Here is a 25,874-nt window from a genome sequence, read left to right as displayed (position 1 = left end):
GCACACGCTCGTGTGCAGAGACAGCACCGGATCAAAACGGGCCGGAGCGGCCCTGATCCGGTGCCAAAGCAAACCCGGATGCTTCCATCCGGGTAGACCAACTACATCGCTTCGGCTAACGGCTGCGGCTCTACTCGCTTGGGACCCTTCTTTGCCACGTCCTTCTTTGGACGTGGCCTCATCACATTGATCGCAGAAGCATCGAGTTGAGTCTTTAGGTGAGCGGCGTAGTATTTCTCGATCATCTCTACACTTGTTCGGCAGTTCTTTGCGATCTGGTAGATGTCGGCACCTTCAAGCAGCCGCAAACAGATGTAGGTGTGCCGAAGACTGTAAGCCGTTCGCGGCCTTCCATCACGATCAACCCGCAGTTTCTCTTCTTCAAGAATTGCGTTGAACAAGTCACGCGACCACTTCGGAAACAGAAGTTCAGTTGGTCCTGGTTGCTGCCATTCGCCGTTTTCCTTACGGCTTCCTGTCCGTCCCGGTCCACCGTCAGGACGAGGACGGGTCTTCAATCGTTCGAACGGCCTCACTGCTCCTGCTGTGCTCTTGCAGAAGCCAATACCTCTCTTGCCTCGAACTTCGATCTCCAAGATCGTTTGGCCGCTGCCTTCATCTTCGATGACCTTCACATCACGAAACTGAAGGCACATCGCTTCATCGGGCCGCAGTCCGGTATTCGCAGAGAACAGAACATAGTCGTGAAGCTGCTCCGCTTCCCAGCGGAATCGTGGCTGTTTCGGGTGTTGCGCCCGTTTGCGGGTCGCTTCGTAAAGCTGCTTATACTCTTCCGGTGAAAACCATGCTCGATGAGAAATCTTGGCCGACGCCCGATAGGGCGCAGACATGTCCGGCATATGGTCGATCCATCCGTGCCGTAATGCCGTTTTGAAAATCTGTCGTAGCGTCACGATCTCTTGGTGCATCGTGCTATGCGCTGGAGGCTTGCCACGGGACGCTTTGGCTTCTTCTAGTCGATGGATGCGGTATTCATTGATTTTGCCCGCAGTGATTTCGGGAAGAACCATGCTGCCGAAGAACGGCACAAGATAACCATTCGTACGCGCATGCTGGCCACGCGCGTAGGTCGCGTTTCGCTGTCCCTGCGTCATGATGTCGAACTCGCGCAGATATAACTTCGCGGCATCGCGGAACATCCTGCCGGTCTTCAACTCACCGTCGCGAAGTTTACCGCGCAGTTGCAAGTACCAGTCTTCAGCAAACTCTTTTGCTTTCGAGAGGCTGTCTTCTTTGGTTGTCGTGCGCCGGTTCTTCCCAGCTAAATACGTCGCGCATTGCCAGCTTGAGCTATTGGGACGTTTGTAGACGTGGACCTTGCCACCGAGGATGGTGTGGTGTTCGGACATGCGAAAGCACCTCCTGACACCTCCAACATACACCAAAGTGTGAAAGGGTTGTGCAACAGAAATCCTTAAGGGGATTTTCGTATAAGCCGTTTAGTTTTAGTCATTTGATGGCACTCTAAACGCTGTCTTGGACGATTTTGAGTCCGCTGCGTCTGCCAGTTCCGCCATCCCGGCGCACTTTTGATTTTACAGCCAGCCGCGCTTTCTGAAATACCAATACGGCACAATTGCGGACAGTACCATCATCACAATCGCCATTGGGTACCCCATGTGCCACCTCAACTCCGGCATGTGCTCGAAGTTCATGCCGTAGAGCGACCCCACCAGCGTTGGTGGAAGGAAGATGACTGCGGCCACCGACAGGATCTTGATGATCGCGTTTTGCTGAATGCTGATCATGCCAAGATTCGAGTCCAGGAGGAACTGGATCTGCGACAGCAGGTACGCATCGTGTTCCAGCAGTGATCTGATGTCTCTCTGCAAGGTCTTCAGGCGAAGGGCTTCGCTGGTGGTAGGCTCTTCCCCGCCCTCTCCGCCGGCGACGAATACGGCCGCCCTGGTAAGGCTCAGCAGGCTTTCTCGGGCACGGCCGGCAAGGTCGCCGCTGCGGCCAATCTGTCGCAGCATCTGCGCCAGGTCCTGCTCCACGTCCTTCTTCACTGAGGTCGCGTCCTGCGCAAAGAGTTCACCGGCCAACTGGTCCAGAGTATTGCCAATCTCTTCCAGTATGTCCGCGACGCGATCGACCACCGTCTCCATAAAGGTCAGCACCGCCTCACGCGGGCGCTCAATCACCTTCGGGTTCTTGTCTACACGGGCACAGAACAGCTTGAACGGTGTGGGATCGGCATAGCGCAGCGTGACAAACTTATCCCGCGTTACCACCATGGTCACCGCCGCCAGCTTGGGTTGCTGGTCACGAGGTCGGCTCAGCAGGCGAATGGTGATATACGACGCATCGTTCTCGCGGTACAGGTTGCTGCTGCTCTCAACCTCCACCATCTCTTCCCGCGTAGGAACAGACAGCGCAAGCGCGCTCTCGACCGTGTGTTCCTCTTCCTGCGTGGGCGACAGCATGTCAATCCACTGCGCTTGGTGTAGGGGAACACTCTCTCCCGTCTCATCCACACGCAGCTTCCCGGCTTCCAGCCGAAACGACCGCAGCACGTTTACTGCACCTTCCCTTGCGGACGCAGCTTTTCCAACTCCACTGCACAGGCAATCGCATTCTGTGCAGCCAGCTTCAGGTTGTCCGCCGCAAGCCACAGCCATACGCGCGACACAGCCTGTCCCGCGTCCTCTGGAAGACGCACCAGAATCTCCTTACGGCCAGCAGCGGATACATTGCTTGGCGGCTCGGCATCCCCCAGCAGGACCTCCACGTGTTCGCCTTCCAGCGCCCGCTCCAACAAGGGCAAATCCACTGGCTCGGCAAACTCCACCAGAACGCTGGCTGTGTAGCCATGGAAAACGGGGGCATGGACGACCTGCAGCGCAACCTCCGGCAGACGTCCTGCTGCCAGCAGATCAAAGTGCTTGCGAATACGATTTTCCGTGACGGACAGCCGCTGCAGCGCGCTCTCCCCAAACTCCGGTAACAGGTTGAACGCAGCCTGCGCGTCATACTGTTCCTTCGGCAGATTCTGGAAGGAGAGCAGGTTCAGCGTCTGCTGGTGCAGCTCGTCCATCGTCTCTTTGCCCAACTGCGAGGCCGGCTCGTACACCACCGCAGCCAGGCTCTTCAGCGGTAGGCTTTTCCCTGCACGGGCGGCAATCAGCGCCAGCATCAATGACGCCGGATGAGCGGCAACCACCGCAACCGTGCTCAATCCCGGAAGCGTACCCGTCCCCTTCGCCGCCAATGCCTGCTCCACCCACGGAGCCTGTACCAGCGTCTCCGGCTCGCTTTCCAGCGCATAGCTCAGGTCCACAATATTGGCGCCAGCCTTCCTGGCGAAGTTCCAACTCTCGGCAGTCTGCGCAGCGCTGCCGGCAAAGAATACGACATCCAGCCCCTCAAACGCATGGGCATCGATCTTCTGGATAAAGCTCATCTCGTCATCGGTGGCTTCCAGTTGCCCGGCCAGTTCCTCATGGTCCAGCAAGCGAACATCCGCCGCAGCCATCACACTCTGACCAAGTTCTTCATGCAGGTCTTTGCCTGCCAGGCTCGTCACACCGGCAATGCCCGCGTGGTACACACGTTCTTCCATCTTGCTTCCTTCCTGTTGCTGCTAATTCGATGCAGCATGCGAGGCGCGGCGTCGCATCCAGCCATAGCTCACGCGCGAGAATAGCCCGTATACCGTATATCCCAGTCCCAGCGCAATCAGCACATACTGGTGGAACAGGTAAATCGGAACAATCGCCAGCGTCAGCAGGATCAGCAGGCGAAACGGACGTCCGTGGCTCAGGTTGATCTCCTTGCCGCTCCAGAAGCGCCAACGGCTCACCATCAGAAAACCGACAAAAGACACAAACGTCAGCCACAAAAGCGCAACCCAGATATTGTCTACCGGGCTGCCATTGAAGCAATGCACCACGGAGACCACGACACCCGCCGCGGCCGGAATCGGCATCCCAACAAAGTACTTGCGATCAGGTCTGCCAGGATTCTGTGGCTGCGGATCTTTCGTAATGTTGAACCGCGCCAGGCGGCTGGCTCCGCAGATCAGGAACAGGAAACATATAAACATTCCCAGGTCCATCACCTTCTGCCGGAAGACCAGATTGCCCAGCTCCGGCAGCATACGGAAGCCCCACAGGTAGGCCAGGATCGCCGGGGCGACACCGAAGGTAATAACATCCGCCAGGCTGTCCAGTTCCTTGCCAAACTCGCTGGCCGTATTCGTCATGCGCGCAATGCGTCCATCCAGCGCGTCAAACGGCATGGCAAACGCAATCGCAAGCGCGGCGCGGTCAAAATAGTTATGGTCCCCGGTCGTCACCGCCTGCATACTCTGCAGAATCGCGTAGAAGCCCACCGCAATATTGCCCGCGGTGAACAACGACGGAAGGACGTACATCGCGCGGCGCGGCTGCTTCCTCCGGCGCTCGATCACTTCAGCCATCAGGCCTCCGGTGCAGCGGGCATCTCAGCCAGCACGGTCGACCCGCAGCTAACCCGCATCCCCTTCTTTACCTTCAGCACAGCCTCAGAGGGCAACAGAACATCCACGCGCGAACCGAACTTGATCAAGCCTATACGCTGTCCCCGCTCCACCCGGTCGCCCGGCTTTACGTTGCACACAATGCGGCGGGCCAGCAGACCCGCAATCTGCTTGAAGCTGACCTGGTACAGCGGATTCTCCACCGTAATCAGCGACTGCTCGTTCACAACAGCAGAATCCGGAGCCATCGCATTCTTGTAGAGGCCCTTGCGGTACTCCACCTGCGTGACCGTGCCTTCAATCGGCGAACGGTTCACGTGAACATCAAATACGTTCAGGAAGATGCTGATCCGCAGACGCGAACCGGCGGAGGTCTCAATCCACTCCGCCTCCGTTACCTTGCCGTCCGCCGGGGAAACAATCAGGCCTCTGCCCTGCGGCACGGTACGCGACGGATCGCGGAAGAACCACAGGAAGAAAAGCGCCAGCAACACCGGAATCGTGACCAGCCAGGCCGAGCCAACCAGGAACCAAAGTAAAACGGCGACGACCACAAGGCCGAGCGCATAAAGAAGACCGTCACGCACCATAAAGTTCTTCCGATTATAGAACCGCCCCGGCAAAAGGACGTTGCCTGCGGCCTGCTCTTCACACAAAAGACATGCCTTCCGCCTCCCGGCCTTCGAAAATTAGCGAAGCGCCAGTTGCGGCAGTACACAAAAACAGCATGGCGTCCCGGGTGGGAGCACCGTTGTCACTGTTCAGGAAATGGTGAAATACCCGGGGACAGGAATCAGTCCCCTCGCAGATGCTCCATCGCATCCTTCAACTTCAGCTTCATCTTTTTCAGCCGGGCCTCTTCCCACTGGTCGTAGGGCGAGTGCAGACGGTTGGTGACAATGTGGTTCAGACGTTCAGAGTAGCGCGCGTGCTCCATCTCGAGACGAGTCAGCTGCTCATGACGGAACGACGTGGGGGTGTGCGCAGGAAGCATGAAAACCTCCTTCAACGGATGCCAAGGAATTTACTCCTGTCTTTTTTCCGGGGCAACCGCCTCCTGTGGAAACCGCACAGACATCAGAACGGCATCTTCCACCGGATCGCGATAATACCGCCGCCGCAGACCTTCTTTTTCAAAGCCCAGCTTCTGATACAGCGAGATCGCCGGTAAATTCCCGGTTCGGACCTCCAGCAGCAGCCGCACCGCTCCCTCCGCCTGCACCGTGGCCATCATCTCCCGCATCATCGCCTCACCCAGCCCGGTCCGGCGGTATTTGGCCGTCACCACAATCGCCTCAAGCTCAGCGGTCGTCTCCCCGGGAATCCGCACCATCGACACGACCGCGCACCCAGCCGCGACCCCATCCATCTCCGCAATCAGGACAACCGCATCGCTGTGCAGCAGCTCCAGCCAGTGAATCTCCGTCCACGGCGGCATGCCCGGCGCGGCTGTCTGCAGAGAAAACAGAGCAGCAGCATCCTGCTCTCCCGCCTGGCGAATCATGCGTGGCTGGCCCGTCCCAGCGCCCGCTCCGCATCCGGACGCCGCAGGTACAGCGCGTCCACCGCCTCGGCTCCCAGAACAAGTCCGGCAGCCAGTGCCGCGAATGCCAGCGAAACCGCGTCCTTTGCCTGCGGCTCCGCCACACGCAGCAGCGAAAAGGCATCCAGAGCGTCGGCCACACGATCCTCACAGACCGCAACCGTCGCCCCGGCAGGCACCTGCTGCAGCATCTCTTCCAGCGTCACCAGTTCCTGCCGCTCGGCCGAGCCCAGGTAAAACTCACCCCGGCCCGCATCCATCGCCGCAAACTGACAGGATGCCGTGTGCCCCATGTCCGGATTCCCGGACATGGGCATATGCCGCAGCACATCCAGCCGCGAGACCGGAATCAGCCCTACACCGGCGGCCTCCGATAGCCCCTTGGCCATCGCCACGCCAACCCGCACCCCGGTAAACGATCCCGGCCCGTGCACCACGGCAATGGCCCCCAGGCTCGTCAGCGGCCAACCCGCCTGATCCAGCAACCGCCGCACCGCGGCCAGCCCATGCGATGCCGCCATGCGCGGCGCAAGCTCTTCCTGCAGCAACAACCCGTCCGAAGCAACAGCCACCGATCCGCCCTGCCCGCAGGTGTCGATCACCAGCAGACGATGACCGCTCACCCCAGCACCTCGCCGGACTTCACCTGGTAGCCGTTCAGAAAATCCGCTGCCGCCATGCGCTTCTTGCCCTCAACCTGCACCTCACCCAGAGCCAGCATGGAGCCATTGGCGCAGGCCACCAGCAATGTTTCCCCATCGACGCGCACAGCTCCCGGCTCACCCACTCCGGTGACCACGCGCATTGCATGTACCGTCAGCTTCTTGCCGCGAAACACGGTGAAGCACCCCGGCCACGGCTGGAATCCGCGCCAGCGGTTCACGTTCCACTGGGCTGTCTGCGTGTACTGGATCCGTCCATCCTCGCGCGACAGGATCGGCGCCAGCGTCGCCTCGGCTTCGTTCTGCGGCACCGGTGCAATCGTGTTCAGTTCCAACCCACGCAGCGTGTCCACCATAAGCGACGCGCCAATCTCCGACAGGATCGGGAACAGGTCCACCGAGGTCTGCTCCGGCCCAACCGGAACCTCGCGCTTCAGCAGCATCGCCCCGGTATCCAGCCCTTCGTCCAGCAGTATGGTAGTTACCCCCGTCACCGTCTCACCGTTCGCGATGGCCCACTGGATTGGCGCGGCGCCACGATACTTCGGCAGCAGCGAGGCGTGGCCGTTGATATTGCCATACTTCGGCAACTCCAGCATCCACTTCGGGATAATGCGCCCATAGGCGACCACCACGATTACCTCCGGGGCAATCGCCTCCAGTTCGCGGCGGAACTCTTCGTTGGTCTTGATCTTTTCCGGCTGCAGCACCCGCCGCCCATGCGCAAGCGCAAGCTGCTTGACCGGCGGGGCCACAATTTCCTGGGTGCGGCCCACCGGGCGGTCCGGCTGCGTGACCACCAGCGGAATCTCGTGCCCGGCGTCGATCAGCGCCTGCAGGGTGGGTACAGCGAACTGCGGTGTACCGCAGAAGACCAGCCGCACTGCTCTACCACTCCCCGTTTTTCTGCATCTTGCGGATGCGACGGTACACCAGGTCGCGCTTCAGGCGGCTCAGGTGATCGATGAACAGAACACCGTGCAGATGGTCGATCTCATGCTGGAAGGCGCGCGACAACAACTCCGTCCCATCGACCTCAAACCATTTACCATCAACATCTTGCGCGCGAACCTTCACGTAGACGGCGCGGTGTACCTTCTCGCGGATATCGGGCAGGCTCAGGCAGCCTTCTTCCTCGTGCTGCTTGCCGTCCTTCTCAATAATCTCCGGGTTGATGAGCACAATCTTGTCGGCCGGGTTCTTCTTGAACGACAGGTCGATGATGCAGATGCGCTTGGAGATGTTGATCTGCGGCGCGGCCAGGCCAATGCCCTGCGCGTCATACATGGACTCGAACATGTCCGCGACCAGCTGCTTCAGCTCCTTGTCGAAGACCGTAACAGTCTCGGCGGGCTTCAGAAGCACGGGATCGGGGTACTTAATAATGGAATAAATCATCGTCTTTTCGCGTTTAAACCGGCTTAAAAGTTACGGATTTGCTCACAATAGCCGTCAAAATTGCGCTTCAGTTCCTTCAAAGAATCGCCGCCAAACTTCTCAACCACCAGCTTTGCCAGCGTCAGGGCCACCATGGACTCCGCCGCAACCCCCGCTGCCGGCACCACACAGACATCCGAACGCTCGTAGGCCGCCTTCACCGGCTCGCGGCTTTCAAAGTTCACTGAGCCCAGCGGGCGGCGCAACGTCGAGATCGGCTTCAGGTAACCGCGCACAATCACGTCCTCGCCGTTCGAGATGCCGCCTTCCACTCCGCCCGCATTGTTGTGGTCGCGCTCAAAGCGGGTGAACGGTCCGTCCTGCTCGCCATAGGCAATGGCGTCGTGAACCTCTGATCCCTTGGATTCGGCGGCGGTGACTCCGCGGCCAATCTCGACAGCCTTCACCGCCTGCAGACTCATCACCGCCTGGGCAAGCAGGCCATCAAGGCGCTCATCCCAGTTCACGTGGGTCCCCACGCCCGGCGGAAGGCCGTGCGCGACCACCTCGAAGACGCCGCCGACGGTGTCGCCCGTACGCAGAATGCCGTCCACTTCGCCCTTCATGGCCTTCTCGCTTTCAGGGTCGGCGCAGTTCAGCAGAACCTCGGTCTTCGACTGCAGGGCGAAGATCTCCTCCCAGGTCACCGGGCGCTGCAGCTCAGCCTTGCCGACGCGGATGACATGGCTTGCCACCTCGATACCGAGGGCACGCAGCAACTGCTTGGCCAGAGCTCCGGCGGCAACGCGAGCCGTGGTTTCACGGGCAGAGGCGCGCTCCAGGATGTAGCGGGCATCGGGAAAGTCGTACTTCAGGGCGCCGGCCAGATCGGCGTGACCGGGGCGCGGCGAAGCAACGGCCTTGTGCTTGGAGAGGTCACCCTCTTCCACCGGGAGGATCTCGCCCCAGTTCTTCCAGTCGCGATTCTCAATGGTCATGGCGATCGGCGAACCGATGGTCTTGCCGTGACGCACGCCGGAGAGGATGTGCGCCGTATCGCGCTCAATGCGCATGCGGCCACCACGGCCATAGCCCTGCTGGCGCCGCCAGAGTTCATGGCTGAGGAACTCCAGATCGATGGGCACGCCGGCGGGCATTCCGCTTACCAGCGCGACGAGACTTTCGCCGTGACTTTCACCTGCTGTGGAGAAACGAAGCATAAACTACGATTTTATCGCGAGATGGTGGCATGGTTGGATGGATGGTATTCAAGCGCAAGAGCATGACCAATTTGCCGCCTGCCCGTCCTATTGTCAACTGAGGGAAAACCGGATGAAACCAAGATGTTTTGTCGCAGCCGTGCTGTTTTTGGGAACTCTTGCCTCCGCGCAGCAGACACCTGCGCCTGCCGTGAAGTTCGAGGTGGTCTCCATCAGCCCGGTTCAGGTCTCCGATGAGGAGGATGCCTATTCGCGCATGACGCCCAACGGATATCTTGCCCAAAGCATCGTGCCCCAGATGCTGCTGCGCATCGCCTACAACATGATGAACGCAGACAGTGAGCGTTTTCTCAATCTTCCGGAGTGGGCGACGCACGAGCGCTTCAATATCCAGGCCAAGGTCAGTGATGAGGATGCTCCGGCCTTTCAACGTCTCAGTATTCAGGAAAAACGCGCCATGCTGCAGGCCCTGCTGCGCGAACGGTTTCACCTGCAAGCCCACGAAGTGGAGAAGGAAGGCCATGTTTACTTCCTGCTGCCGAGCAAGGGCGGCCCGAAGATGGAGCCGTCAACGGCCAAAGAAGGAACCGTGCCGACCCTGCAAAACAGTCCTGGCCACATCTCCGCCAGAAATGCGGACATGAAGAACCTGACCATGAACCTGACGCAGATTCTGCAGATCACCGTGCTGGACAAGACCGGTCTGGAAGGCCGTTACAATTGCGATCTGAAGTGGGCTGCGGGTAAATCAACCTCGGAGACGGCTGATACGCCTGCGGAAGGGATCTCCATCTTCACGGCGGTGCAGGAGCAGCTAGGGCTAAAGCTGGAGTACACCAAGGCTTCCATCATGATGCTGTCCGTGGACCGGATGGAGCGGCCCACGGGAAACTAGAAGGTATCGCCGATTTTGCTTGTGACGAGCACGTCGCCCTTCAGTTTGAATGTTACGAAGATATTCTTCGAAACCTTGATCTTTCTGCATTGAGGGATGAACGCGTCGACCGCGGACATGGCCATTTAAGCGTGCCTGCATAGGCTGAAACGGATAGCGAGACCAGCAAAAGAGAGGCGAACTTATTCACTACTCCTCCCTGAGGTACGCGCGTGAATCGACCAGTTGCCGATCCATGCTTCTGATCCACTCCGTCACGGAGTCCGGCCGGGCTCCGTTGGCTACGTGATTCGCAAGCTGGGTGCGCAGGTTCTGCATCTTGGCTTCCAGGTCGTCGATGGCGTGGAAGACCAGCGCCTCCGCAAACATGGGCAGCTTGGGGCTGCCGAACTCCAGCGATCCGTGGTGTGACAGGATCATGTGCTCGACCAGAATGCGGAGACGGTCCGGGAAAGGCTCCACCTGCGAGACCTGGGCGAGTTTGTCGCGGAGCATGCCCATGGCGATGGAGATGTGGCCGATCATCTGGCCCTCAGCAGAATAGCCAAAGCTGGACTTCCACTCGAGTTCCCGGGTCTTGCCGATGTCATGCAGGATGGCCGTCGTGCAGAGCAGATCGGGGTCGACCTCAGGGTATTGCGGAGCGACACGCTTGCACATGCGCAGAAGGAAGACGACGTGCTCCAGCAGTCCGCCAATCCATGCATGGTGCAACACCTTGGCTGCGGGCGCGCTCATGAAGGCGGGGCCGATGGTGGGGTCGTCCAGGAAGGCATTGACCAGCCGCTGCAGGTGCGGATTGGTGAAGCTATCGACGGTGGCGCGCAGCTCCTGCCACATCTCCGCGATGTCGTACTGGGTGTGCGGCAGAAAGTCGGCCGTCTCCACTTCGCTTTCGGCGGCCAGGCGCAGCTTCTGAAGTGTGATCTGGAACTTGCCGTTGTACTTGGTGATCTGCCCCTGCACCTTCACGTAGCTGCCGGGCTGGCAGGTTCGCAGACCATCTTCAAACTCCTCCCACATGCGCCCGTCCAGGGTGCCGGTCTTGTCGGCTAATGTGAGGACGAGATACTGCCCCCCACCACCTTTCTTGTCGCGGGCAGAGATGGAGGCCAGGGCGAAGTAGGTGGTGATGGACTGGTTCTCATACTGTGGGGCGTCGGCGATGAAAAAGCTCTTCATGGATAGGGATTAGTGTAGCCGGTAGCGACAAATGCAGGTCCTTCTGCTCAGGATGAAACCAAGGAAACGGGTGGCCCACATCTCGATTCTGAGATGTGGGTTTGCAGGGATTACAGCAGCGGCACTCCCCTCCCACATCTGGCGATCATGCCACCAGATATGGGCACCCGGCTTTGCATCGCCAGATGAAGCCCTGCCTGAAACAAAAAGCCCCGGATCTCTCCGGGGCTTTTTGTTTCTGTCCAGCTTTACTTATTGCTGGTGTCGCCGGTTCCCGGCGGTACGGGGCTCTTGTAGGTGCCGTCGCCGTTGCGCTGGCTTTCGACTTCCTTCTGGGTCTCTGAAGGCGCCTGGACGGTCTGCTGAATGCGCTTCTTTTCCTCGCCCTTCTTGCGCTTGACCTTCTTCTTCTTGAGCGTGTCACCCTTCAGGCCCAGTGCGGAGGACTGTACCTGCTGGGTCTTGACCTCTTCTTCCGCGGGAGCGTCCGGCAGGGCCGCAGCCTTTTCCCGGGCGAAGGCGACCTTGCGGTCGGTCTTGGCCTTCTGAAACTCCTGCTGCTTGGAGGAATAACGGGTTTTATGGTCAACGACCGGAGCCTTTGGCGCCAACGGATCAGCGTTATTGGCCGCCGCGGCATCGGCTGCAGCCAGAGGATTCGCATCCGCCGGAGCAATCGCCGCTCCCGGAGCAGCTTCCTGCGTGCCGCTGGCTACCTGGTCCTCAGGGGCAGCAGGCAGAGCATTACGCGGAGCCTGTCCGTAGCGAACCTTCTCACGCTTGATCTTCTTCGGCTTGCCGTTCTTGTCCAGCTGAAGGGTGGCAGGCTGGGCATTCGGAGCCTGTGCCAGACGGCCGGTCTTCGTCGTATCGAAACGCGACTTTTCCACCTTCTTCTTCGGCGCCGGCGGCGTATAGGCCGTCATGACGAACGAGGTCTGGCGAGGCGATGCGCCGGAATCGACATACCCTGGCTTCAGGTCAACGTAGGCATCTTCACGCGCCTTGGTCAGGTAGGCACGCAGAGCCGGGTTCATCTGCTCGGAGTACATGGCCTCCTGCACCTGGCCCTCCACCTGCTCCAGCGGAGGAACACCGGCGGGGATGTGCTCGAGGACCTTCAGGATGACGAATCCCTGGCGGGTACGGATGGGAGCGGTGTTTTCTCCCGCTTTCAGAACGAAGGTCTTGTCTTCCAACACCTGGGCCAGAGCACCGCGCTTGAACATGCCCAGTTCGCCGCCCTGTTGCGCGGTGGGGCCGCCGGAGACGGTCTTTGCCAGCTCGTCGAACTTCGCTCCGGCTGCAAGCTGCGCCGCGACTTCATCGGCGCGCTTCTGCGAGGCGGCAAGTTCCACTTCACTGGGCGTGGCCGGAGTAGGAATCAGAATTTCGGCAAGATGAATCTGCTCCGGCTGCTGGAACTGATCCTTGTGCGCGTTGTAGTAGCGCACTTCGTCGGCGTGGGTCATCTGCAGCTTGCGGCTGACCTCATTGCGGACAACTTCGCCGGTAATAATGTTGTTGCGGATGGAGGCCTTGAAGTCCTCAAAGCTGACACCCTGCTCACGAGCAGCCTTTTCCAGCGCTTCCATGGAGTCAAAGTGATTCTGCTTACGGATCTCGTCCAAACGGCGGACGACTTCGGCGTCCGCGTTGATGCCAAGCTCCTTGCCCTTGGAGATGAGCAACTGCTGGTCGATCAGGTCGCGCAGCAGGTCCTTGCGGCGCTTTTCAGCGTCCTCGGGGGAGAGCTTGTTCTGGCCGATTTCGCCCTCGAGCTGCGCCTGGGCGCGCTCGTAGTCCGACCGGGTAATGACCTGGTCATTCACACGGACGACCATGTCCTCGACCACCTCGGCATCGGGCGTAATGGCCTTCGGTGCGGGCGAATACGCCGGCTGACGCTGGGCGATAGGGCTGACGTAACGCGGCGCGCTGGTCTGCGCGAAGGCCGAGACAGCCAGAATTGCCAGGCTGGCGCTGCCGGTCAGAATAGAGGTGCGAATGGTCATAAGTCGAAGCGGATTCCCTGCCGATTGAACTGCCATACCATGATTCGACTGCGAACGGACGAAATCGGGTATCGACACCGCTTATTCTACGCGTTGCGAGGGTAATTTGGGCGACCCTTCCGGCTCACCTTCCGGTGCTATACTCCGTCATACGCGGGAGATAGAGCGGCCCGCCTATTGAGCTGCTTTTTTCTTACCTGTTAACGAGGTACCTGCCAGATGGCTCTTCGCACCCGCCGTGCCGCCTTTTCCGCCACCGTTTTTCTCGCGACCTGCGCGCTTGCCGGTTCGTTCGTTAACCAGAAGGTCGGAGCGCAACAGGCGACCGACGAAAACAAGGTCCGCGACAGCCTGAAGAGCTTTACCGGCGTCTACTCGATCGTCGAGCAGAACTACGCCGACCCGATGACGGGCGACCGCATCGACAAGGCGATCTACGACGGCGCCATTCCCGGCATGCTCCACACGCTGGACCCGCACTCCAATTTCTATGATCCGAAGGCCTACGCGCAGATGCGCGAGGACCAGCACGGCAAATACTACGGCGTGGGTATGTCCATCCAGCCGCAGGGCGGCAAGATTATCGTTGTCGCGCCGTTTGAAGGCACACCGGCGTTCAAGGCCGGCATTCGCCCCGGCGACCAGATCGTCTCCGTCGATGGCAAATCGACCGATGGCATGGATTCGGCAGGCGTGGCTACCCTGCTGAAGGGTGCTCGCGGAACCCACGTTGCCGTGGTGATGGCCCGCGAGGGTTCTGAAAAGCCTTTGACCTTTGACCTGGTTCGCGATGAGATTCCGCGTTACTCGGTCGACCTGGCCTACCTGATCAAGCCGGGCGTGGCGTATGTCCATGTTTCGAGCTTCATGGAGACCACCAGCCGCGAGGTTGGCGATGCGCTCGACAAATTTGAGAAGAATGGCAAGCTGGACGGCCTGGTTATCGACCTGCGCGGCAATCCCGGCGGCCTGCTGAAGGAAGCGGTTGCCATGAGCGACAAGTTCCTGCAGAAGGGGCAGATTGTCGTCAGCCAGAAGGGCCGCGCCTTCCCGGATGAGGTCTACCGCGCCACCCGCGGCGAGCAGGGCAAGCGTTACCCGATCGTCGTCCTGGTGAACCGCAATACCGCTTCGGCAGCCGAAATCGTCTCCGGAGCTCTGCAGGACCATGACCGCGCCCTGATCGTGGGTGAGACCACCTTCGGCAAGGGCCTGGTTCAGACGGTAAGCACGCTGAGCGAGAACACCGGCCTGGCGCTGACCACCTATCACTACTACACGCCCAGCGGACGCCTGATTCAGCGCAACTACGACAACGTATCGCTGTACGACTACTACTACGTACGCGACACGCCGAAGGACAGCGCCAACCGCGAGGTAAAGCTGACCGACAGCGGTCGCACGGTCTATGGCGGCGGCGGTATTACACCGGATGAGAAGGTCGACACGCCGAAGTCCACCCCGCTGCAGGATCGCCTGCTGATTGGCTATGCCTTCATGAACTACGCCAAGCACTACCTGGCAGCGAAGCCGGTCACCAAGGAGTTTACCGCGGATGACGCGGTGATCAGCGACTTCAAGAGCTTCCTGAAGACCAACCCTCCGACGCAGAGCCTGACCTATACCGACGCCGAGTTCGATGCGGTAAAGGACTGGATCCAGGCCAATATCAAGGCCGAGCTGTTCACCTCGCAGTTCGGACAGACCGAAGGCCTTCACGTCCGCGCTGAATGGGACCCGATGATTCAGAAGGCCGTCGGCTACCTGCCGCAGGCACAGGCGCTGGCCGACAAGGCAGCCAGCGTTCAGAAGCAGGCAGCACTGCGGTAAAGCTTCCACAGAAATCAAAAGATCGCAGACAAAGGGCGCGTTGAGAGACGCGCCCTTTGTCTGCTAAACTAACTCTCGTTGGTTGTGCCACCGTCCGCGCCCACCAGATGCGCGGATTTCTCTTGTGGGGCTGTAGCTCAGCTGGGAGAGCGCCTCGTTCGCAACGAGGAGGTCAGCGGTTCGATCCCGCTCAGCTCCACCAAATCAGCATCTAGCAAATTCCAGAGCCTTACACGAATCTCGACTCAGTCGGATGAATCGGCTGATGCGTTGTAGTCGTACTCCGGCATCGGCAATTCGCCTTCCGGCTTTGTGCTGAATGCCTCCGCAATCTTTTGCTTCCGCAATTCCGGACGTACCGCACATATGTTGGAACTTGGACCCTTAATCATCCTTGTGCTCGCCTACAAGGCGTAGTGCGGAGAGTTCCTTGTTTCCAAATACTTCGTCGACCAACCCGAGCCAATAAGCGTCTACGGCAGTGAGTTCGTTTTCATCCTCTTGGAGTGCATGACAAAATGCCACAAAAAAGGACAGCACCGGCTCCAGCAGAGGCCGCACCTTTTCAAGAACGGCTTGCTTTTTGGCTACCTCATCCTCGATCGCGTTGATTTCTTTGTACTCTTCAGGTAACAACGCAAAAACGCCATAGCGGGTGCACCAACTCGGCAGCCTATCGGACTTCTGGATCTCGAGATATTCATTCAGGATGAAGAAATCGTCGAGGACTTGAGCAATGCCCCCCACACTGAATGTCCAGTCATCATCATTCTGCTTTTCCGCCATCTCAAAGTCGATGATCGCTTTGAGATGAGCACCTTCGATCTGGCGCTCTGGGGCCGCTGCATCTATGGCAGCATTCTGTTTCACATACGAGAGTAGCTTGCTGTACCGCTGATACCTCGTCTGCGCTCGCAAGAAAAGTTTCTGTGCTTTTGACGAAAGCTTCTGGCGAATCGCGTAAAGGAAACAGTCTGCGCTGCTGAGTTGCGGGTCATTGAGTTCAGTTCTGATCTCTTGAAAGCTCGTTTTCAGGATTGCAAATCGCCACATGAAGCGAAATTCAATCTGTCGAGACAGACGCATTGCATATCGATCGTTACTCAAGCGGAGCCACTGCGACATCATTGATGTGAGTTCCGCGGTGGCATCTCTGAGGGGAGTTCTGATGCCGTGGTAGAGAATCGAACTTCCCGGATATGCAACGGCATAGTCTCCGGATGCAAGCAGGTCAGCAGCAGCGCTGGCCGCATGATCGGTGACAACCGTTATGAGCGAGCAGGGAGTTTGAAAATCTTGCCCAGGTGAATTGACTAAGCGAAGGATCGCCTCCATCGTGGCAACCCGGCCGCCGGGGCTATTGAGAATGTAGATAGTGATAGGCTGACGACCCTCTTGCAACAACCTCAGAATCTGAGGTGTCAGTTTTGAGAGTTGTTCATCGTCTATAGCCCCGTCCAAATACACTGCTCTTTGTGGGTTGGGCCGATAATCTGGATCCGGGATGATCAAGCCTATTAGTCAGCCGGCATACGCAAGTGGCGCTGCGGTTTCCGGCTCTCCTCTTTTTTCTCTGCAAGTTCGTCCTGTACATCTCGCAGAAAAGAAGAGATGTCCGAACCGTACTTCCGGTACACTCTGGCGAAAGCTTCGACCTGGCGCTCTTGCTCGAGAGACGTCTCTTCTTGTTCCTTCTCTCTGCGGGCGGCGACTGCACTTGCCGCCATCTCGTACTGAGTCGAGCTAATCATATGGAGCACTCCTAGCGTCAGCTTGAACAGCAGAATGACGCCGATTACGCAGTTGAACCGTTCTAACCCGTCCGGCGATGTTTCGCAAGACCAAAATGTTGCACCACGCGCAACTTCTAAGATTATCGCGAATCTGGTTTGGTTTTCCTAATCCGTATCTCACTGAAAGTATGGGGCCCACCGGATTCACAGCAGTACACTGAGGAAAATGGTCCCGGACCGCGCTGCCCCATATGCGTGTGCACCGGGTTCCAGCCCGATCCGACAGATTCCAATATATGTATCGCACTGAGTGTAGGGAATGTCCGCAGCGAGCGGACATTCCCTACCTGAACCATCCGGCTAACTGAAGACTACTGGCGGGGAATCTCGGTTCGAGATTATCGCAGAATAGCCACTTGTTTGAGTTGGGGCGGCGCGAAAGATGTAGGACCACCTCAACCGAAGAAGGGGGCACCTTTGGGGGCAACATCCAAGCAACAAGAATAATTAGTCATTATTTTTGTTACGCTTACACCAGTGTATTCAATGGAGCTCAGCTCCACCAAATCACCCTGACAATCTATTTTTGAGAGTGCGGGCAGCATTGTGCATATGTCCTTGCCGCTTGCTGCAAAAAAATCGACCGCGAAGCGATTGTCTGCTTCACGGCCGTTCAGGAGTATTGATTTTTGGGGGGTGCTCAGAAGCTTTGCGCGAAAGCCCTATCTGCCGATGCTGTAGTTCACCGTGATCGTCGTCTCCACCTCGGTGGGCTGGCCGTTCAGAAGGTAGGGCTTGTACTTCCACTGCCGTACCGCGTCGGTCGCGCTCTTGTAGAGCTGCTCCGGGCCGCTAACGACCTGAAGTTCTTTGACATCTCCCTCCTTTGAGATCACGGCCTTCAGAACAACCGCTCCCTGCACGCCCGCGGCGCGTGCTTCCGCCGGATACTCCGGGGCGACCTTGGTAAGAATGTTGCCGGCCATAGCTCCGGGTGAGACCGCCCGTGGCTTCGGCTTATCCTCTTCAACCGCCGATGCAGCGAGCGACGAAAGCTCGACCGGATGAAGTTCCGGCTGCGCGGGCGGAGCCACCTTTGCCAGCAACAGCGGGGGTGCATCCACGGGGATGGTACTGATGAAGGAATGCTTCCCTGCGACCTCCGCGATACGCAAAGCGGCCTGCGAGGTGGAGGTGGGTGAGAGACGTTGCGCCTGCACGGTATGGAAGCCGATGCCGGTGGCGATCAGCATGAGTGCAAACGCGCTGACCGCGGCGGTTGGCTGGACCGGGGTGTCGTGGCGATGAAGAAGACGTTTGATACGCATCGTGAGAAATCCTCCATGGGTGCTAAGTGTGACTGCGGGTGCGGTGAGACGTCGTTCGGCGAGCAGATACAGGGCCTGTGCGTAGGTGACGGCATTTCCCGTCACCTGCACGGCCGCATCGTCGCAGCAAAGCTCGCGCTCTTTGCGGATCTGCCGGGAGATCCACCAGACCGCAGGGTGATAGAAGAGCAGAGCTTCCACGATGGACTGCAGCACGCCGACCAGGTAGTCGTGCCGGCGGATGTGCGCGATCTCGTGGGCAAAGATGGCTTCTATCTGTGTGGTCGATAGCCCTGCCAGCGAGTTGAGCGGCAGCAGCACAACCGGTCGGAGCCAGCCGATCACTACCGGCACCTGCACCGAGGCCGATCGCAGCAGGCGCACAGGACGCGAGACACCAAGCCGTCGCACCACACTCTGGAAAAGCTCACCCTGATCCCGCGCAACAGCAAGCGAAGCGCTTAGCGCCATCCGCCGCGCTACCAGCAGACCCACGTTCAAACGCAGAAGGAAGAGAAGCACACCGGAACCCCACAACGGCAGGAGATACGGAATGGCCCGCTCCAGTACCTGTTGAAACTGTTCCAGGGGAAACAGTGCGGCATCGTGCGCGGCACTCCCGGAGACCTCAATCGTTGTGTCAGCAACTACGTTCTGTCCATCCGATCGCGCACTGGTCGCGATGCGATGGAAGGTCACGGCAAAGACTCCAAGAACAAGCAGCATGGCAACGCACGAAGCGATGTAGCGTGCCTGGGGCGGTCTTCCGGCAAGCAGGTAGAGTATGCACGCCAGCAGCAGAGCGATCAAAGAGGCCTGCCAACAGAGATGCAGCAACGTCCAGCCGAGGACATGTGCGAACGAATGAAGAGCCGGGTTCATAGCTTCCCTTTCTCAAACTCGTCGAGCATGCGGCGGATCTCGTCGAGTTCTTTCGCGGAAACAGGTTTTGAGGCGAGCGCACCGAGCACCAGGTTGGCAGCAGAACCTTCAAAGGCCCGCTGCAACAGGTTTCCGGCAAGCTGCTGTTGCGTCTCCTGCTTGGGGACGCTGGCCTCATAGACGTGCGAACGGAATCGCTCACTGCGTGTCAGCAGCCCCTTGGCTACCATCACCTGCATCTGCTTCAGCACGGTGGTGTAGCCGGTATTTTTCTGGCTGACGGCTGCGTGCACCTCCCGCACCGTGGAGGGTCCGGCGCTCCACAGAACGTTCAGGATCTCGAGTTCGGCTTCAGTAGGCAGCGGAGCCGGTGGCGGGTTCTTCTTCAACATCATGGTGGCAAGCTTAGTACGACAACTATCGTACGTCAACGATAATCGTCGTAATTTCTTCCCCGGACGATAAAAAGGCCCGCCCCAAAACAGGGACGGGCCGAGGGGTGTGAACGCTGTGGTTGCTAATACAGGGCGGAGAAAGAGGCTGAGGCTTTGTCCAGATCTGCCTTCGTCAACCTGGAAGAAGAGAGCAGCACACGGTAGGTAAAGGTCACCGTCTGCCCTTTTTCCACGGTGAAGTTGAAAGGCTCTACCTTGGGGTTGAAGATGTGAGCGCCCAGAGGATTGGCCGCGAACAGGCCATAGCCGCGGGCATGCCAGTAGGTGGGATAGCCGGGATTCTTCGGATGGTCGAGGATGGCGATGGTTTCCTGCCTGCCATCGGGCGTGTGGCCGTTGAGCAGGCACCACTTGCCGCGCGTGGACCACACCTTGTCGCCTTCAACGCCTTCACTGGTCAGGTAGACGCCCGTGGCGATGGAGTTGTCCACGGATGCCACCTGCGTGGGTACTCCGTTGGCATCCATGAAGATGCCGCCCTTTTCGGTCGGCGACTCCAGCCAGCGGGCCACACGAATGCCGAGCACGCCTTCCTTGTCATCGTTGAAGACCAGCTTGTCGAGAGCTGTGAGCTTACCAATGCGGTCAATGTAGCGGACGCCATCCTTTACGCCGAAGACATACTCCGTCGTCTCCTTGATGACGTCTTTGCCCTGCCCATTGGTCCAGGTGGACTCCACCGTCAGGTCGCCCTTGCCCTTGCCACTGTGGCTGCTCACGATGCGGGTGTGGTGGATGGATCCCATCTTCGGCTTCTGCTCCGGCTTGATGGCGCCGGAGTTGTTCCAGAAGTCGAAGCCATTCACGTTGCCGTAGTTGAACCAGAGACCGGCGTGGTGTGGGTGGTCAGTACGCTCGTTCTTCTCCGGCTTCAGCGGATAGCCGCGCGTGACGATGGTGCCGTCCGGCGCGGTGAGCGGATAAAGCACCGGCTTCTCCAGCGTGGTGGGCCACAGGTAGCTGGTGAAGGGCTTGCCGTCGATGGTGACATCGACCTTGCGCGCACCTTCCTCGGGCGCGACCTTGACCATCTGTGCAACCGAGGCAATGGGCACCAGCAGCATGACCGTTGCGAACAGCTTATGCATAGACCTTGCCTCCGGCCATGATCTGCTGCGTCTTCGGGTTGAAGGTGACCTTCGCCCCGGTCTGCATGGCGGCAATACACATGCACAGCGCCACCGAGTGCGAATAGCCCGCATCAATGCTGGCGTTCGGCGTCTTGCGGCTGCGGACGCATTCCATCCAGTTGTGCATGTTGGCCGTGGTCATGGGGTCGCCACCGGTGTTGGCGTCGGTGGAGACCTTTTCCGCCTTGTCGGCCAGCGAGAACTTGGGCAGCTGGTTAGGCTGCATCTTCATCTCGGCGGCCATCTTGGCGGTCAGACCACCCTCGGGCGTGACCTCCTGCGTGTCCATGTTCAGGCTGCCGCCGTTGGAGTAATAGATCTCCTTGATGCCGCCGGCGGAGTTGGTCTGGCGCGAGCTGTACTGCACCTGGAAGCCCTTGTTCGGGTCGTCATCCGGGCCGTAGTCGAAGACGGCGGTAAAGGTGTCCCAGTTGCGGCGGCCGTCGTGCCACTGGTAGATGCCGCCGTTGGCGACGACCGAGCGCGGATGCGGATGCCCCGAAAACCAGTGCACGGTGTCGATCTGGTGGACCAGCCACTGGTCAGGGATGCCCGAGGAGAAAGGCCAGAAGAGGCGGAACTCCAGGTACTTGCGGGCGTCGAACGGCTCATACGGGCGGTTGATCAGGTAGCGCTTCCAGTCGGTGTCGGCTTCCTTCAGCAAGGGCACAACGTCAGGGCGGCGCCAGCGGCCCGGCTGATTCACGTTCCAGGTCATCTCGACCATGTTGATCTCGCCGAACTTGCCGGACTTAATGTACTCGTACGCCTTCTGGTAGGAGGGGGTGGAGCGGCGCTGCGTGCCTACCTGGAAGACCTGGCCACTCTCTTTGACGGCCTTCAGCAGCTCGCGCGCGTCGGACATGATGTCTGCCGTCGGCTTCTCACAGTAGGCGTCCCGGCCCGCCTTCACGGCCTGGATGCCGTGCTGCGCGTGCTGAAAGTCGGCGGTAGCAATCAGAACAGCGTCTACATCTTTACGGGCGTAGAGCTCTTCATTGTTGCGGCAGATGGCGATGTCTCCACCGGAAAGCTTTTTGAGCAGTGCCTGGCCAGACTCACGGCGCAGCGACCAGATATCTGAGACAGCGGCCCACTCAAAGTTCATCTCCTTCTTACAGGCTTCAAAGGCAGGAATCAGCGCCTGCCGCATGCGGTCACCCGCACCCACAACAGCAGTACGGACACGGTCATTCGCTCCGACAACAGCGGCATAGCTGCGGGCGTTCATCGAGATGGCAGAGGTGGCAAGGGCGGCGGTCGAGAGCTTGAGGAACTCCCTGCGGTCAGTCTGAGATGGGGACATAAAACGTTTTTCTCCGTACGCAGAATTGGTAGGAACTGCGGGCGCACGGAAGTTTACAGAGGTGAGACCAGTCTTGTCTTGTCTCAAAACAAAATGTCAATCACTTAGGCTCGTCCTGTACTTTTTTCGTCCAGAATCATGGCCTCCGGCAGCTCAGGTTTTTCGGTTTCATTGGGAAGTTGTCGAAGCAGGAACCTGTCCGTTTCTATCCGCATGGCTTTTTTGACATGAGGCCAAGTCACCTGATGTACTTGAAAAATATCAACCATTGATCAGCAGATCGCGTAGGCCGTAAACGGTTCATCTGTCGACGCTTAGCCTTGTTGCGCAAGCAACAGGGGCGCGGCTTGCTGTCTAGAAAAGTGGCTTTCATACTCATGAACAAACTCCTTGTTGTTTCTGGCATACTCTTCGCTTCCTTGCTGCCGTCCGGGCAGTCAGGAAGGGTTTATGCAAGTTCGTCGGCCCATAACCTCACTCTGGCAAATGCAATCCAAAGCACGGATAAAGAGGGACGCACCGTTTTTGTCACGCGCGTGACCGGCGACCTGCCGGGCACCCTGACGCTGCGTCTGAACCTGTCTGCAAACGGAACCATTACCGGCGGTGAATGGGCGCTCAATGTCACCTACATTGAATTCGGCCCGATCTCCGCAGATGGTGATCATGAGGAGTACCTGATCACCCGGGGCGTGCTGAAGGGCTCTGTTACCACCGGCGGAGCCATCGTCAGCTCAACCGGCAAGGTCACGGACCTGAGCGGCCTGCAGCTCTCTATTACTGGAGCAACCCGCGAATTTTCCCAGGTGTCTTCTGGCACTGGCAGCGGCGGCGGCAGCCAGCTCAACGTCAGCGCCAGCTCCAATGGCTATCTGTCACTGAACTTCTAAGGGCCCAGAATGAAATCCTTGAAATACTCTGCTCGAATTCTCTCTGTTCTGCTGCTTTGGGTCGTAGCTTTTGGAGCATCACCTGCATTCGCATCCCATCTTCGCGGAATCAGCCTAACCTACCAACCCACTTCCACACCGGGCACAGTCCAGTTCACCTTCCTGTACTCCTACCGCGCATCTTCCGGATGTAATGAGCATCAGCCCTGCGAGGTTGGCGATACCGTCGACACCGAAATCGATACGGGAGACGGTAATTACGAGTATCCGACGGCCACGGTCACGTCAGTGAACAGCGCGGACGACTACATGATCTCCGTTGCTGTATTTACCCATACCTACACCGGCACTGGCCCTTATACAGCCCAGTACAACGATTGCTGCCGTCTTTCGAACCTGAAGTCGGGAGCCAGTGGCGATATCGTGCTTTCGACAACGGTTTCTCCGTTCTCGACCAATCACCCTCCGGTTGCCTCCATGCCGGCGATTCTGGGTGTACCTCTCACGGCAACTCCGAGTTTCCAGCTGATCGCCAGTGATCCGGACAACAACACACTGCATTACCGGCTTGGCACGGCTGAAGAGACCTTCGGGCTCTCCTCCTATGACTGCGGTAATGAACCACCACCTGGACTGAGCGTCAGCCAGTCGGGTGTCGTCACCTGGGACACGTCGCAGATCGCCGCCTCAAGCTGCAGTTACGGCACCCCCCAACTCGGAGATCTCTGGCCGGTCCACTTCATGGTGGAAGACGTCGACAGCAATAACAACGTCCTGTCGTCTGTGTCCGTTGACCTCATCCTGAAGTTTGTCGATGGCACGAATCCTGCTCCAACCCTGGCTTTTGACCAGACCAGCCCATTGACGGTTGCTCCTGGTTCAACAATCAGCTTCAACGCTACGGCAAATGACTCTGCCACCAATGCACGTGTCAGCATTACCGTTGCCGGGCAGCCCGCAAATGCAACTGTTACCAATCTGAACCAGCTCCTGTCTCCGCCGTTGGTCAGCAACTTCAGCTGGACACCGACCCTGGCCGATGCTGGCACCTACGTTGTGGCTTATACAGTCACCAACGATACCTTCCAGCAGACGCTCGGCTCCATGACCATTACCGTTCCCAGCGTCCAGCCACCAACTCTGTCTTGCCCTGCTTCGGTTACGGGTCAGTATGGTTCCCCGGTCAGCATTCCTCTCACCGTAACGGACTCGCAGGGGCATGCGGTCACCGTTGTCTGGACGCTGGACGGCAACGTCGTGCAGACGGACAACGTCGCCGCAAGTTCGTCTGCCAACAACCTGTCCTACAGCAACACCCTCAGCGTTGGATCGCACGTGCTGAGCATTGCTGCGACGAACACGGATAACCTGACCTCCACCTGCACCCCGCCTGTAACGATCAGCAAGGCAGACCAGACGATTACGTTTGCCGCGCTGTCGAACGTGAACTATGGCGACACGGACGTAGCCCTGTCGGCACTGGCATCTTCCGGCCTGGGAGTCACCTTCTCGGCGAGCGGAAGCTGTTCGATCATCAATGGCTCCATCCATGCGAATGGCGCTGGCAGTTGCTCTGTGACGGCCAGCCAGGCCGGTAATGGGAACTACAACGCAGCCGTGGATGTCACGCGCTCCTTTACGATCGGACAGCGTGTCCTGACGGTTACGGCCGCCAATGCAACCCGCGCCTACGGCGTGGCCAATCCTACCTTCACCGGCACGCTGACGGGCGTGGTGACTGGCGACAACATCACGGCCAGCTATGCCACGACCGCCACCACGACCTCGCCCATTGGAACCTATTCCATCCTTCCGACACTGACCGGCGATTTGAGCAACTACAGCGTTACCAGCAACAACGGAACGCTCACCGTCACCAAAACTACACCCGTACTTTCGTGGGCGCCTCCGGCTTCCATCAACTACGGAACCAACCTGAGCAGTGTTCTGACAGCGACAGCTTCGGCTAACTCCGTTGCCGTTCCTGGCGTGTTCACCTATACGACCTCGACCGGAACTGTGGTTTCCTCTGCGGTTCTTCCCGCAGGCAGCTACACGCTGAATATCACGTTCGTTCCCACGGACACGACCAACTACAACAACGCCACCGGATCAGCCTCCCTGGCCGTCAACAAGATCAATCCGGCCGGTGTGGCTCCGTCCACCTCGTCCTCCGTTGTCCTGTTGAAGAACAACGTAACCTTCACCGCAGGTGTCTCCTCCACGGTCAGCACTCCGACCGGATCGATCACCTTCATGAATGGCTCGACCGTGCTGGCAACGGTTCCGCTGACCAACGGAACAGCAACCTATACCCTCAATTCGTTAGCTGCGGCCACCTACTCCATTACCGCGGTCTATAGCGGTGACAACAACTTCAACGCGCTGACCAGCAGCCCCGTGACAGAGACGGTGATTGACTTCACCTTCAACCTGACCGCGAGCGCCACCAACTCCACCACGCAGATCATCTACCCGGGTCAGACGGCAACCTATGTTCTGACGCTCGCTCCGAACAGCCCGGCAACCACCTTCCCGTCCGCGGTCAACCTGTCGGTCTCGGGTCTGCCGGCTGGGGCGACCTACACCCTGTCGCCCACCACCATCGCGACCGGAGCAGGCACCACGACGGCGACACTGACCGTTACCGTGCCAAACTCCTACGCAAAGAACGACACACTGAATCCGTCGAAGACTGCGGCCATTGCTCTTGCCTTGCTTCTGCTTCCCTTCTCGGGACGCATGCGGCGCTCGGGTAAGCGCTTTGGACGTCTGCTGACGCTGCTGCTGTTCATTGCAGCAGGAGCGATTGCCACAACCGGACTGACCGGCTGCGGTACAGCAAGCGGTCTGTATGGCCACGGCGAGCAGACATCCAGCTTGACCGTCACGGGTACCTCCGGCAACCTGTCCCACTCAGTCAACCTGACCCTGAAAGTTGAATAA

Annotated in this window: 23 protein-coding genes and 1 tRNA gene; 5 read left to right on the top strand and 19 right to left on the bottom strand. The window is 58.9% G+C overall.

The window, feature by feature from the left end:
* Window positions 1-101: 101 nt before the first annotated feature.
* The 11 genes from OHL13_RS02525 to aroC all read right to left on the bottom strand — a co-directional run bounded on the left by OHL13_RS02525 (window position 102) and on the right by aroC (window position 9,282).
* On the bottom strand, window positions 102-1,370 hold the full coding sequence (locus OHL13_RS02525) for a tyrosine-type recombinase/integrase (RefSeq protein ID WP_263408537.1): 1,269 nt from the start codon (window positions 1,368-1,370) through the stop codon (window positions 102-104).
* A gap of 186 nt (window positions 1,371-1,556) precedes the next feature.
* Window positions 1,557-2,537 (bottom strand): magnesium transporter CorA family protein, encoded by a 981-nt coding sequence (locus tag OHL13_RS02520; protein ID WP_263408536.1) that lies wholly within the window; start codon window positions 2,535-2,537, stop codon window positions 1,557-1,559.
* A 2-nt stretch (window positions 2,538-2,539) separates the two neighbouring features.
* Window positions 2,540-3,583: an Asd/ArgC dimerization domain-containing protein gene (locus OHL13_RS02515; protein ID WP_263408535.1), complete on the bottom strand. Its 1,044-nt coding sequence runs from the start codon at window positions 3,581-3,583 to the stop codon at window positions 2,540-2,542.
* A 21-nt stretch (window positions 3,584-3,604) separates the two neighbouring features.
* Window positions 3,605-4,441 carry a CDP-diacylglycerol--serine O-phosphatidyltransferase gene (gene pssA, locus OHL13_RS02510; protein WP_263408534.1) on the bottom strand — a complete coding sequence of 279 codons (837 nt, stop codon included), beginning with the start codon at window positions 4,439-4,441 and terminating at the stop codon, window positions 3,605-3,607.
* A complete protein-coding gene (locus tag OHL13_RS02505) occupies window positions 4,441-5,070 on the bottom strand; it encodes a phosphatidylserine decarboxylase family protein (protein ID WP_263408533.1) in 630 nt (209 codons plus the stop codon). The genes pssA and OHL13_RS02505 overlap by 1 nt, the downstream gene beginning before the upstream one ends.
* A 203-nt stretch (window positions 5,071-5,273) precedes the next feature.
* Window positions 5,274-5,474 (bottom strand): DUF465 domain-containing protein, encoded by a 201-nt coding sequence (locus OHL13_RS02500; RefSeq protein ID WP_263408532.1) that lies wholly within the window; start codon window positions 5,472-5,474, stop codon window positions 5,274-5,276.
* A 30-nt stretch (window positions 5,475-5,504) separates the two neighbouring features.
* Window positions 5,505-5,984: a ribosomal protein S18-alanine N-acetyltransferase gene (gene rimI, locus OHL13_RS02495; RefSeq protein WP_263408531.1), complete on the bottom strand. Its 480-nt coding sequence runs from the start codon at window positions 5,982-5,984 to the stop codon at window positions 5,505-5,507.
* Window positions 5,981-6,646, bottom strand: a complete 666-nt coding sequence (tsaB, locus tag OHL13_RS02490) for a tRNA (adenosine(37)-N6)-threonylcarbamoyltransferase complex dimerization subunit type 1 TsaB (protein WP_263408530.1) — start codon at window positions 6,644-6,646, stop codon at window positions 5,981-5,983. Before tsaB ends, rimI begins: the two co-directional genes overlap by 4 nt.
* Window positions 6,643-7,569 carry a methionyl-tRNA formyltransferase gene (gene fmt / locus OHL13_RS02485; protein ID WP_263408529.1) on the bottom strand — a complete coding sequence of 309 codons (927 nt, stop codon included), beginning with the start codon at window positions 7,567-7,569 and terminating at the stop codon, window positions 6,643-6,645. The genes tsaB and fmt overlap by 4 nt, the downstream gene beginning before the upstream one ends.
* Window positions 7,570-7,573: 4 nt before the next feature.
* Window positions 7,574-8,083: a peptide deformylase gene (def, locus tag OHL13_RS02480; RefSeq protein ID WP_263408528.1), complete on the bottom strand. Its 510-nt coding sequence runs from the start codon at window positions 8,081-8,083 to the stop codon at window positions 7,574-7,576.
* 23 nt (window positions 8,084-8,106) lie between these two features.
* Window positions 8,107-9,282, bottom strand: a complete 1,176-nt coding sequence (gene aroC, locus OHL13_RS02475; protein WP_263408527.1) for a chorismate synthase — start codon at window positions 9,280-9,282, stop codon at window positions 8,107-8,109.
* Window positions 9,283-9,394: 112 nt separating this feature from the next.
* Here aroC and OHL13_RS02470 point away from each other — a divergent pair, with 112 nt between their 5' ends.
* Window positions 9,395-10,177 (top strand): TIGR03435 family protein, encoded by a 783-nt coding sequence (locus OHL13_RS02470; RefSeq protein WP_263408526.1) that lies wholly within the window; start codon window positions 9,395-9,397, stop codon window positions 10,175-10,177.
* Window positions 10,178-10,366: 189 nt separating this feature from the next.
* Here OHL13_RS02470 and OHL13_RS02465 read toward each other — a convergent pair whose 3' ends face one another.
* Complete coding sequence (locus OHL13_RS02465) at window positions 10,367-11,359, bottom strand: 3'-5' exoribonuclease YhaM family protein (protein ID WP_263408525.1); 993 nt, start codon at window positions 11,357-11,359, stop codon at window positions 10,367-10,369.
* Between the two features lie 248 nt (window positions 11,360-11,607).
* The gene (locus tag OHL13_RS02460) at window positions 11,608-13,374 is read right to left on the bottom strand and encodes a peptidylprolyl isomerase (RefSeq protein ID WP_263408524.1); all 1,767 of its coding nucleotides are present in this window, start codon (window positions 13,372-13,374) and stop codon (window positions 11,608-11,610) included.
* A gap of 219 nt (window positions 13,375-13,593) precedes the next feature.
* Between OHL13_RS02460 and OHL13_RS02455 the strand changes: the two genes are divergently transcribed.
* Both OHL13_RS02455 and OHL13_RS02450 read left to right on the top strand, forming a co-directional pair.
* Complete coding sequence (locus OHL13_RS02455) at window positions 13,594-15,204, top strand: S41 family peptidase (protein WP_263408523.1); 1,611 nt, start codon at window positions 13,594-13,596, stop codon at window positions 15,202-15,204.
* Between the two features lie 126 nt (window positions 15,205-15,330).
* Window positions 15,331-15,406, top strand: a tRNA-Ala gene (locus tag OHL13_RS02450).
* Window positions 15,407-15,588: 182 nt separating this feature from the next.
* Here OHL13_RS02450 and OHL13_RS02445 read toward each other — a convergent pair.
* The 6 genes from OHL13_RS02445 to OHL13_RS02420 all read right to left on the bottom strand — a co-directional run bounded on the left by OHL13_RS02445 (window position 15,589) and on the right by OHL13_RS02420 (window position 22,038).
* Window positions 15,589-16,671: an ATP-dependent Clp protease proteolytic subunit gene (locus OHL13_RS02445; protein ID WP_263409110.1), complete on the bottom strand. Its 1,083-nt coding sequence runs from the start codon at window positions 16,669-16,671 to the stop codon at window positions 15,589-15,591.
* Window positions 16,672-16,721: 50 nt separating this feature from the next.
* On the bottom strand, window positions 16,722-16,955 hold the full coding sequence (locus OHL13_RS02440; RefSeq protein WP_263408522.1) for a hypothetical protein: 234 nt from the start codon (window positions 16,953-16,955) through the stop codon (window positions 16,722-16,724).
* A gap of 704 nt (window positions 16,956-17,659) precedes the next feature.
* Window positions 17,660-19,147 (bottom strand): M56 family metallopeptidase, encoded by a 1,488-nt coding sequence (locus OHL13_RS02435; RefSeq protein WP_263408521.1) that lies wholly within the window; start codon window positions 19,145-19,147, stop codon window positions 17,660-17,662.
* A complete protein-coding gene (locus OHL13_RS02430) occupies window positions 19,144-19,542 on the bottom strand; it encodes a BlaI/MecI/CopY family transcriptional regulator (RefSeq protein ID WP_263408520.1) in 399 nt (132 codons plus the stop codon). Before OHL13_RS02430 ends, OHL13_RS02435 begins: the two co-directional genes overlap by 4 nt.
* Before the next feature lie 122 nt (window positions 19,543-19,664).
* Window positions 19,665-20,690: a DUF6807 domain-containing protein gene (locus tag OHL13_RS02425; RefSeq protein ID WP_263408519.1), complete on the bottom strand. Its 1,026-nt coding sequence runs from the start codon at window positions 20,688-20,690 to the stop codon at window positions 19,665-19,667.
* Window positions 20,683-22,038 (bottom strand): Gfo/Idh/MocA family protein, encoded by a 1,356-nt coding sequence (locus OHL13_RS02420; RefSeq protein WP_263408518.1) that lies wholly within the window; start codon window positions 22,036-22,038, stop codon window positions 20,683-20,685. Before OHL13_RS02420 ends, OHL13_RS02425 begins: the two co-directional genes overlap by 8 nt.
* A 377-nt stretch (window positions 22,039-22,415) precedes the next feature.
* Here OHL13_RS02420 and OHL13_RS02415 point away from each other — a divergent pair, with 377 nt between their 5' ends.
* Entirely contained in the window at window positions 22,416-22,928 is a 513-nt protein-coding gene (locus tag OHL13_RS02415) for a hypothetical protein (protein WP_263408517.1), read from the top strand.
* Window positions 22,929-22,946: 18 nt separating this feature from the next.
* Window positions 22,947-25,874: an Ig-like domain repeat protein gene (locus tag OHL13_RS02410; RefSeq protein WP_263408516.1), complete on the top strand. Its 2,928-nt coding sequence runs from the start codon at window positions 22,947-22,949 to the stop codon at window positions 25,872-25,874.

This window comes from Terriglobus tenax (assembly GCF_025685395.1).
GTDB classification, from domain to species: Bacteria; Acidobacteriota; Terriglobia; order Terriglobales; family Acidobacteriaceae; genus Terriglobus; species Terriglobus tenax.
This window is presented reverse-complemented; position numbering and strand designations above follow the sequence as displayed.